At 71.6% G+C, this 9,312-nt stretch carries 7 protein-coding genes; 4 read left to right on the top strand and 3 right to left on the bottom strand.

Annotated features, from left to right (window positions below; translation table 11 throughout):
- Positions 1 to 43: 43 nt before the first annotated feature.
- The gene (gene gcvT, locus AB0C15_RS31425; protein ID WP_357358164.1) at positions 44 to 1,174 is read right to left on the bottom strand and encodes a glycine cleavage system aminomethyltransferase GcvT; all 1,131 of its coding nucleotides are present in this window, start codon (positions 1,172 to 1,174) and stop codon (positions 44 to 46) included.
- A 162-nt stretch (positions 1,175 to 1,336) separates the two neighbouring features.
- Here gcvT and AB0C15_RS31420 point away from each other — a divergent pair, with 162 nt between their 5' ends.
- Positions 1,337 to 2,911 (top strand): leucyl aminopeptidase, encoded by a 1,575-nt coding sequence (locus AB0C15_RS31420; RefSeq protein WP_357358161.1) that lies wholly within the window; start codon positions 1,337 to 1,339, stop codon positions 2,909 to 2,911.
- 54 nt (positions 2,912 to 2,965) lie between these two features.
- Here AB0C15_RS31420 and AB0C15_RS31415 read toward each other — a convergent pair whose 3' ends face one another.
- Positions 2,966 to 3,295, bottom strand: a complete 330-nt coding sequence (locus AB0C15_RS31415) for a hypothetical protein (RefSeq protein ID WP_357358159.1) — start codon at positions 3,293 to 3,295, stop codon at positions 2,966 to 2,968.
- Positions 3,296 to 3,473: 178 nt separating this feature from the next.
- On the opposite strand from AB0C15_RS31415, the gene lpdA reads away from it, so the two are divergent.
- Both lpdA and sucB read left to right on the top strand, forming a co-directional pair.
- Positions 3,474 to 4,865, top strand: coding sequence for a dihydrolipoyl dehydrogenase (gene lpdA, locus AB0C15_RS31410; protein ID WP_357358157.1), 1,392 nt, complete (start codon positions 3,474 to 3,476; stop codon positions 4,863 to 4,865).
- 67 nt (positions 4,866 to 4,932) lie between these two features.
- On the top strand, positions 4,933 to 6,783 hold the full coding sequence (gene sucB / locus AB0C15_RS31405; RefSeq protein WP_357358155.1) for a 2-oxoglutarate dehydrogenase, E2 component, dihydrolipoamide succinyltransferase: 1,851 nt from the start codon (positions 4,933 to 4,935) through the stop codon (positions 6,781 to 6,783).
- A 63-nt stretch (positions 6,784 to 6,846) separates the two neighbouring features.
- Here sucB and AB0C15_RS31400 read toward each other — a convergent pair whose 3' ends face one another.
- Positions 6,847 to 7,782 (bottom strand): SDR family NAD(P)-dependent oxidoreductase, encoded by a 936-nt coding sequence (locus tag AB0C15_RS31400; RefSeq protein ID WP_357358153.1) that lies wholly within the window; start codon positions 7,780 to 7,782, stop codon positions 6,847 to 6,849.
- Positions 7,783 to 7,937: 155 nt separating this feature from the next.
- Here AB0C15_RS31400 and AB0C15_RS31395 point away from each other — a divergent pair, with 155 nt between their 5' ends.
- Complete coding sequence (locus tag AB0C15_RS31395) at positions 7,938 to 9,275, top strand: low temperature requirement protein A (RefSeq protein ID WP_357358151.1); 1,338 nt, start codon at positions 7,938 to 7,940, stop codon at positions 9,273 to 9,275.
- Positions 9,276 to 9,312: the final 37 nt, after the last annotated feature.

Below are 9,312 nucleotides of genomic sequence, written 5' to 3'. Positions count from 1 at the left end.
GGGGGGGGGGGGGGGGGGGGGGGGGGGGCGGGGGGGGGGTGGGTTACTTGACTGAGGGGGTTACGAAGGGGGGCTTGGTCAGGGTCAGGGGGGCTCGGCGGCCTCGGATGTCGATCTCTACCTGGGCGCCGTCCGCCAGGTTGGCGTCGGTGTCGAGCAGGGCCAGGGCGATGCCCTGCTTCCTCGTCGGGCTGAAGGTGCCGCTGGTCACGGTGCCGACCTGAACGTCACCCACGTGCAGGGTCATGCCGGGCCGTGGGATGGCCCGGTCGACGGCCACCAGGCCGCGCAGCGTACGCCGGGGGCCGGCGGCCTTCTCGGCGAGCAGCGCGTCGCGCCCCCAGAAGGCCGGCTTGTCCCAACCGACCGCCCAGCCGGAGCGGGCCTGCACCGGGCTGATGTCCAGGGAGAGGTCCTGCCCGTGCAGCGGATAACCCATCTCGGTCCGCAGGGTGTCCCGGGCGGCCAGCCCGCAGGCGCGCAGCCCGAACGCCTCGCCAGCGGCGAAGAGCGCGTCCCACACGGTCACCGCGTCGTCCGCCGGCACCACCAACTCGTAGCCCAGCTCACCCGTGTAGCCGGTACGGCAGACGGTCAGCTCCACCCCGGCCAGGCTCGCGGCGGAGAAGCTCATGTAGCCGTGCTCGGTGGGCAGGTCCAGGGCGGCGAGCAACTCGGCCGAGCGGGGGCCCTGCACGGCCAGCACCGCGTACGCCTCGTGCTCGTCGGTGACTGTCACCTGCGCGGGCGCGGCGGCGCGCAACCGGCGCACCACCTCGGCGGTGTTCGCCGCGTTCGGGATGAGGAAGACGTGGTCGTCGGCGTAGAGGTAGGCGATGATGTCGTCCACCACACCGCCGGTGGCGTCGTCGCAGCAGAGCGTGTACTGCGCCCGGCCGGGGCCGATCCGACCCAGGTCGTTGCTGAGGCAGGAGTTGACGAAGTCGGCCGCGCCGGGGCCGCTCACCCGGGCCTTGCCCAGGTGCGACACGTCGAAGACCCCGACCGCCGTACGCACCGCGGTGTGCTCCTTGAGCACCCCGCCGCCGGCGTACTCCAGCGGCATCTCCCAGCCCCCGAAGGGGGCGAACTTGGCTCCGGCGGCGGTGTGCCGCTCGTGCAGTGGGGAACGGCGCAGCCGGGTCGCGGCGGCGTCGGAGGTCACGTCGGTCATGGGTGGCAACTTACCGGGGGCAACGTCGCTGGTTAGCATCGGCGGGAGCCCGCTGGCGCTGTCGGCGGGACAGCCATGACGTCCGGCAGGTAGGTTCCGCCGGAGACCTTCACCGCTGGTACGCGACGCCGCGACCGGCCCGGCCCGCCCGGAGTAGCTTCAGTGACATCACCCCGCACCACCAACCTGAGTCTGGTCGACACCGACCCGGCCGAGCTCGCCGTCGACGCGATCGTGATCGGCGTGCACAGCCAGACCGGAGAGCAGGGCGCCACCAGCGGCCTCGCCGGCACCCTGCTGCTCGCCAGCGGCGCGGAGAGCATCGCTGCCGCGTTCGATGGCAAGCTGACCGAGACCCTCGCGCTGCTCGGGGCGACCGGCGGGCCGGGTGAGGTCATCAAGCTGGCCACGCTGGGCACGGTGACCGCTCCGCTCGTCACCGCGGTCGGGCTCGGCCCGGAGCCGTCGGGTGCCGCCCCGGCCCCGGAGACGCTGCGCCGGGCCGCCGGTGCCGCGATCCGGGCCCTGGCCGGCGCACCAAGGGTCGCGCTGGCACTGCCGCTGCCGGACGACGCGGACGCGTCGGCCGAGCTGCGGGCGGTGGCCGAGGGCGCGTTGCTGGGTGGGTACCGGTTCGCCGGTTACAAGACCCGCCCCCAGCCGACCCGGCGGGAGCCGGTGAGCGAGGTGCTCATCGCGGTGCCGGACGCCGGTGACGCGGGCGCCCAGGCGGAGGTCGTCCGGGCGCAGGCGGTGGCCGGCGCGGTCCGGCTCAGCCGGGACTGGGTGAACACCGCGCCGAACGAGCTGCGTCCGCCGTCGTTCGCCGACGCGGTGGCGAGTGCGGCGCGTGAGGCGGGCCTGGGCGTCGAGGTGCTCGACGAGGCGGCGCTCGCCGCCGGCGGGTACGGCGGCATCGTCGCGGTCGGGCAGGGCTCGGAGGCCCCGCCGCGCCTGGTGAAGCTCACCTACACCCCGCAGGGCGGCGGCAACGGCAAGCGGGTCGCGCTCGTCGGCAAGGGCATCACCTTCGACACCGGTGGCATCTCGATCAAGCCGGCGCAGGGCATGTGGGAGATGAAGTCCGACATGGCGGGTGCCGCCGCTGTCGGCGCGGCCATGCTGGCGATCGCCGCGCTGAAGCCGTCGGTGGCGGTCAGCGGGTACCTGCCGATGGCGGAGAACATGCCGTCGGGCACCAGCTACCGGCCGGGTGACGTGATCACCATGTTCAACGGCAAGCGGGTCGAGGTGCTCAACACCGACGCCGAGGGCCGGATGATCCTTGGCGACGCCATGGCCCGCGCCTGCGCGGACGGCACCGACTACCTGTTCGAGACGTCCACCCTGACCGGCGGCCAGGTCATCTCGCTGGGCAAGCGGATGGCCGGCGTGATGGGCACCCCGGAGCTGTGCGACCGGGTGCAGGTGGCCGGCGACGCCGTCGGCGAGCCGGCGTGGCCGATGCCGCTGCCCGACGACGTGCGTAAGGGCATGGAGTCGGATGTGGCGGACATCTCGCAGGTCAACGCCGGGATGGACCGGGCCGGCCACATGCTGCAGGGCGGCGTGTTCCTGCGCGAGTTCGTGACCGACGACGTGGCCTGGGCGCACATCGACATCGCCGGGCCTGGCTACCACTCGGGCGAGCCGGTCGGCTACTGGACCAAGGGCGGCACCGGCGTCCCGGTCCGCACGCTCGTCCAGCTCGTCGAGGACGTCGCCGCCAACGGCTGACGGTACGAGACAGCGAGGGGCCCCCGGTCGACGCCGGGGGCCCCTTCGCGTGGCTCAGTACCGCTCGGGGCGACGTTTGCGGCGCTCGTTGAAGTCGCGCATCCGCTGCGGGTAGCCCATCAGTCGGACGTCGTACACCGGGATGCCCATCCGGTACGCGAAGCGCCGGGCCCCGTCCGGGCCGTCGATGCGGCGGCGGGTCCACTCCCCGTCGTCGGCGATCAGGATGACCGTGGTCTCGGTCACCGTCGTCCGGGGCTCGATGTACGCCTCGACGCCGCGCCGGCTCCGGATGAAGTTCTCCAGATGGTCCAGATCGCCGCGATCGGCGGCACGGTCATGGCTCGGCACGGCCGCCTGTTTGCGGCGCCGGAACAACCCCACCGGATCTCTCCCCCAGCGTGCGTCATCGACAACGGTGCCAAGGGTACGTGTCGATGACGTGTCGTTGGGCACCTCAGTACGCACCCTGTGCCCAGTGGTGACAAGATGACCGAGGTGGGGTGTGTCCGTGTTACATCCCCGTGACCCCCGATGCAGCGACGCGACCTGGGAGTTGGACGTGAGCGAGCCGAACGAAGCGACCTTCGACATTGTCATTCTCGGAGGTGGCAGCGGCGGCTACGCGACCGCGCTGCGCGCCGTCCAGCTGGGCCTGAAGGTCGCGCTGGTGGAGAAGGGCAAGCTCGGGGGCACCTGCCTGCACAACGGCTGCATCCCGACGAAGGCTCTGCTGCACGCGGCCGAGATCGCCGACCAGGCCCGCGAGTCGGAGCAGTTCGGCGTCAAGGCCGAGCTGATCGGCATCGACATGGCCGGGGTCAACTCGTACAAGGACGGCGTGATCGCCCGGCTGTACAAGGGCCTGCAGGGCATGTTGAAGGGCAACAAGGGCATCACCATCGTCGAGGGCGCCGGCAAGCTGGTCGGCAAGAACGTGGTCGAGGTGGACGGCAAGCGCTACACCGGCCGCAACATCGTCCTCGCCTCCGGCTCGTACGCGAAGAGCCTGCCCGGCCTTGAGGTCGACGGCGAGCGGATCATCACCAGCGACCACGCCCTCACGATGGACCGGGTGCCGTCGTCGGTGATCGTGCTCGGTGGCGGTGTGATCGGCGTCGAGTTCGCGAGCGTGTGGAAGTCCTTCGGTGTGGACGTGACGATCGTCGAGGCGCTGCCCCGGCTGGTCGCCGCCGAGGACGAGGAGTCGTCCAAGGCGCTGGAGCGGGCGTTCCGCAAGCGGAAGATCAACTTCAAGGTCGGCAAGCCGTTCGAGAAGGTCGAGAAGACCGAGGGCGGCGTCAAGCTGACCATCCAGGGCGGCGAGACCGTCGAGGCCGAGCTGCTGCTGGTCGCCGTCGGTCGCGGCCCGAACACCGCGAACCTCGGGTACGAGGAGCAGGGCGTCACGATGGACCGCGGCTACGTGCTGACCGACGAGCGGCTGCGCACCAGCGTGCCGAACGTCTACGCGGTCGGTGACATCGTGCCCGGCCTCCAGCTCGCGCACCGGGGCTTCCAGCAGGGCATCTTCGTCGCCGAGGAGATCGCCGGGCAGACCCCGGCCGTCATCGACGAGGTCGGCATCCCGCGGGTCACCTACTGCGACCCGGAGCTGGCCTCGGTGGGTCTCACCGAGGCGAAGGCCAAGGAGCAGTACGGCGCCGACAAGGTCAAGACGTACAACTACAACCTGGGTGGCAACGGTAAGAGCCAGATCCTCAAGACCACCGGCTTCGTGAAGCTGGTCCGGGTCGAGGACGGCCCGGTCGTCGGCGTGCACATGATCGGTGCCCGGGTCGGTGAGCTGATCGGTGAGGCTCAGCTCATCTACAACTGGGAGGCGTACCCGGCGGAGGTCGCCCAGCTCGTGCACGCCCACCCGACCCAGAACGAGGCCCTGGGCGAGGCGCACCTGGCCCTCGCCGGCAAGCCGCTGCACGCGCACGCCTGATCACCCAAACCGCGGCGTCCGGCGACGGGCGAAGATCCCCCCAGGGGAATGAAGGAGTCTGGAGAACATGCCGGTATCGGTCACCATGCCCCGGCTCGGCGAGAGCGTCACCGAGGGCACCGTCACGCGCTGGCTCAAGCAGGAGGGCGACACGGTCGAGGTCGACGAGCCCCTGCTCGAGGTCTCGACCGACAAGGTCGACACCGAGATCCCGTCGCCCGCTGCGGGCGTGCTGAGCCGCATCGTGGTCGGCGAGGACGAGACCGCCGAGGTCGGCAGCGAGCTGGCTGTCATCGCCGGTGAGGGCGAGTCGACCGGCGGTGGCGAGGCCGCCCCGCAGGAGCAGCAGCAGGCGCCGGCCGAGTCGGTCGAGCCGGCCGCCGAGCCGACGGCCGCCGCCGAGGGCACCGCCGACGAGGTGGCCCAGGACGAGGCCCCGAGCGAGACGCCGGCCCCGGCCGCCGCCTCGTCGGGCGAGGGCACCGCGGTGAAGATGCCCGCCCTGGGTGAGAGCGTCACCGAGGGTACGGTCACCCGCTGGCTGAAGCAGGTCGGCGACAGCGTCGAGGTCGACGAGCCGCTGCTGGAGGTCTCCACCGACAAGGTCGACACGGAGATCCCGTCGCCGGTCGCCGGCACGGTTCTGGAGATCAAGGTCGCCGAGGACGAGACCGCGGCGGTCGGCGCCGACCTGGTCGTCATCGGCGGTGCCGGTGCGGCCCCCGCCCCGGCGCAGCCCGAGTCGAAGCCCGAGCCGAAGGCGGAGGCCAAGCCGGCGCCGAAGGCCGAGCCGAAGCCGGAGCCGAAGGTCGAGGAGCCGACGCAGGGCGCCTCGTACAACGAGCCCGCCGCGGAGACCGAGAGCTCGGCGCAGCCGGCGAAGACCGAGCAGGCCGCGCAGCCGGCCGCGTCGACCTCGACGCCGCCGCGTCCGTCCGCCCCGGCACCGGGTGCCGGTGAGGAGGCCGCCGGGTACGTCACCCCGCTGGTCCGCAAGCTCGCCGCCGAGCACGGTGTCGACCTGTCCGCGCTCAACGGCACCGGCGTGGGTGGTCGGATCCGCAAGCAGGACGTGCTGGAGGCCGCCGAGAAGGCGAAGGCCGCCAAGGCCGCGCCGGCCCAGGCTGCTCAGCCGAGTGCCGCACCGTCGGCCGCTGCGGCGAAGCCGGCCGTCAAGCCGGAGCCCAGCGCGAAGCGGGGCACCACGGAGAAGCTGCCGCGGATCCGGGCGACCATCGCCAAGCGCATGCAGCAGTCGCTGCACGAGACGGCGCAGCTGACCACCGTCGTCGAGGTCGACGTCACCAAGGTCGCCAAGCTGCGGACGCGGGCCAAGGACTCGTTCCTGGCCAAGCACGGTGTGAAGCTGTCGTTCCTGCCGTTCTTCGCCCTCGCCGCGATCGAGGCGCTGCAGACCCACCCGATCATCCAGGCCAGCATGGACCTGGAGGGCGGCACGATCACCTACCCGGCTGCCGAGCACCTCGGCATCGCTGTGGACACCGAGCGCGGCCTGCTCGTGCCGGTCATCCACAACGCCGGTGACCTCAACATGGGCGGCATCGCCAAGCGGATCGCCGACCTGGCCGAACGCACCCGGGCCAACAAGATCACCCCGGACGAGATGGCCGGGGCGACCTTCACGCTGACCAACACGGGCAGCCGGGGTGCCCTCTTCGACACCCCGATCGTGCCGTCGCCGCAGTCGGCGATGCTCGGCACGGGTGCCGTGGTGAAGCGGCCGGTCGTGGTGAACGACCCGGAGTTGGGCGAGGTCATCGCGGTCCGGTCGATGGTCTACCTGGCCATGTCGTACGACCACCGGCTGATCGACGGCGCCGACGCGGCCCGCTTCCTGACTGCGGTCAAGGAGCGGCTGGAGGCCGGCAACTTCGAGTCGGAGCTGGGCCTGGCCTGATCCACCCGCAACGCCGAAAGGGCGCCCCGGTCGTCGACCGGGGCGCCCTTCCGTTTGCGCTCCTCAGCCCTTGAGCAGGGCGGTGGAGACCTGCCAGAGCCGCTCGGCGGCCTCCGGGTCCAGCGCGTAGTCGGCGACCCCGGTCCGCTGGCCGGGCTGGGCGGGGGCGGCCTGCTGGCAGTCCTCGAAATAGCGTCCGCCCACCTCGTCCAGCAGCGGCGACGCGGCCACCAGCACGGAGGTGGCGGCACCCTGCTCGACGGTCTTCCAGGCCGCCGCGTTGCCCGACCGCAGCCGGTCCAACTCCTCCTCGCTCACGTAGCGCTGGAGGTTGGTCCGGATCGCGCCGGGCATCAGCGAGTTGGTGTAGATGCCGTCGTCGGACCAGCGCCGGGTGGCCTCCACGGCGAACAGCACGTTCGCCGTCTTGGACTGCCCGTACGCCTGCCACGGCTCGTACTCCCGCTTGTCGTACTGGATGTCCTCGAAGACCACCGGTGAGCGCAGGTGGGCGGCGGAGCTGACCGAGACGATCCGGGCCCCGTCACCGGCCGAGAGGGCCGGGCGCAGCCCGGTCGCGAGGGCGAAGTGCCCCAGGTGGTTGGTGGCGAACTGCATCTCCCAGCCCTGCGGGGTGCGCGACAGGGGTGCGGCCATGATGCCGGCGTTGTTGACCAGGATGTGCAACGGTCCGTCCCAGTTGGCCACGAAGTCGGCCACCGAACCCTGGTCGGCGAGGTCGAGCGGGGCGACCAGGACCCGGTCGTTGCCGGTGGTGCCGGTGATGTCGTTTGCGGCCTGCTGGCCCGCGTCGGGGTTGCGGACGGCCAGGGTGACCTCCGCTCCGGCGCTGGCCAGGGCACGGGCCGTCTCCACGCCGATCCCGGACGACCCGCCGGTGACGACCGCCCGCCGTCCGACGAGGTCGACGCCACGGATCACGTCCATGGCGGTGGAGTGGTGGGAGAACGAAGTGGTGATCGGGTTGTTCGTCGTCATTGTCCATCCTTGTCCGGGGTAGGGCGTACCGACCGGCCCACTGCGGGACGCCGTGGGTCCGGGTGCTTCCCCGAGCCGGACCGGAGGTAACGCCGGGCTCCGTCGCCATCGCCGTTCGGGCCTCCGACCAGCCCGGACGCTGCCAGAGTGGGGACGTGAGCGGCTACCGGCGGCGTGGACGGTTGGGGCCGGCCGTCCCGATCGCCCCCGGTGCCCGGGTGGACAAGTTCGAGGTCTTCTTCGATCTGGTCTTCGTCTTCTCGTTCTTCATCATCACCCGGGCCACCGCCGCGAACATCACCGGCCGGCAACTGCTGCACGCCGGCCTGGTGCTCGCCGTGCTCTGGTGGATCTGGGTGGTGCACAGCCTGGTCGCCACCCGGGTACGGCTCGGCGAGGGTTACGTCCCGGTGCTCATGGTGATCGCGATGGTCGCCCTGTTCGCGTTCGCGTTGGCGCTTCCGCAGGCGTTCAGCGACCCGAAGGGCAGCGCCGCCGGCCCGATGCTCGTGGCGATCAGCTACGTCGTGGTCCGGGCCGTACACATGGTCCTCTATCAGCACGTGGTGCGGGACAGCCCGCAGGAGCGGCGGCAGCTACGGCGGTTCGCCCCGGAGCTGGCGGTGAGCATCGTGCTGCTGCTGGCGGCGGCGCTCATCCCGCCGCAGATCCCCGACCCCGACCAGGCCGCCCTGGTCCGCGACGGCCTCTGGATCATCGTGGTGGTGGTGCAGTACGCCACCGGTTTCATCGTCGGCACCTGGGGCTGGGGAGTGACAAGCGCCGAGCACTGGACGGAGCGCTACGACCTCATCCTGATCATCGCGCTGGGCGAGTCGATCATCTCGACGGGGGTGGGCGGCAACCTGCTCGGCAAGCCCGTGACCTGGCCGGCGGTGGCGGCCGCCGCGCTCGGCATCGTGGTCACCGCCGCCCTCTGGTGGGCGCACTTCGACTTCATCGGGCCGGCCGCCCGGATCGCCCTGCACGCGGCGGAGGGCGGCCCCCGGGTGGCGATGGCCCGCGACGCGTACGCGTACCTCTACCTGCCGATGATCGCCGGGGTGATCCTCTTCTCGATCGGCAACGAGGAGATCCTGCACAAGATCACCGACCCGGCCGGCGGGATCGCCGAGAAGGTCGAGGGGTGGGCGGTGCCGATGCTCTTCGGCGGGTTGATCTGCTACTTCGCCGTCAACCTGCTCTTCCAGTTACGCACCCTGCACACCGTCACCTGGACCCGCATCGGCGTCATTGTGGTGCTCACCGCGGCCCTTCCGTTCGGCCAGCACCTGCCGGCGCTCGGCGCGCTCACCCTCGCGACGGTGATCTGCGTGGGCCTGGTGGCCGTCGAAGTGATGGTGATGGCGCAGTCCCGGCACGCCCTGCGGGCCACCGTCTTCGAGGAGCGGACCAGCCACGAGGCCCACGAAGCCGCCTGGCGCGCGCGCTGGCACGACGTCCGGGAGACCGACGAGCCGACCACGCCGTGACGCGGCCGGTATAAGATCCGGTGCAGCGTCGCGGTGC

The sequence above is a fragment of the Micromonospora sp. NPDC048835 genome (assembly GCF_040649995.1).
GTDB lineage: Bacteria > Actinomycetota > Actinomycetes > Mycobacteriales > Micromonosporaceae > Micromonospora.
The sequence above is the reverse complement of the archived record's forward strand: the minus strand, read 5'-3'. Positions and strand labels throughout refer to the sequence as shown.

Coding starts and splice junctions, on each gene's coding strand:
- sucB (WP_357358155.1), top strand. CDS start 4,933: ATGCCGGTATCGGTCACCATGCCCCGGCTCGGCGAGAGCGTCACCGAG.
- AB0C15_RS31400 (WP_357358153.1), bottom strand. CDS start 7,782: ATGACGACGAACAACCCGATCACCACTTCGTTCTCCCACCACTCCACC.
- gcvT (WP_357358164.1), bottom strand. CDS start 1,174: ATGACCGACGTGACCTCCGACGCCGCCGCGACCCGGCTGCGCCGTTCC.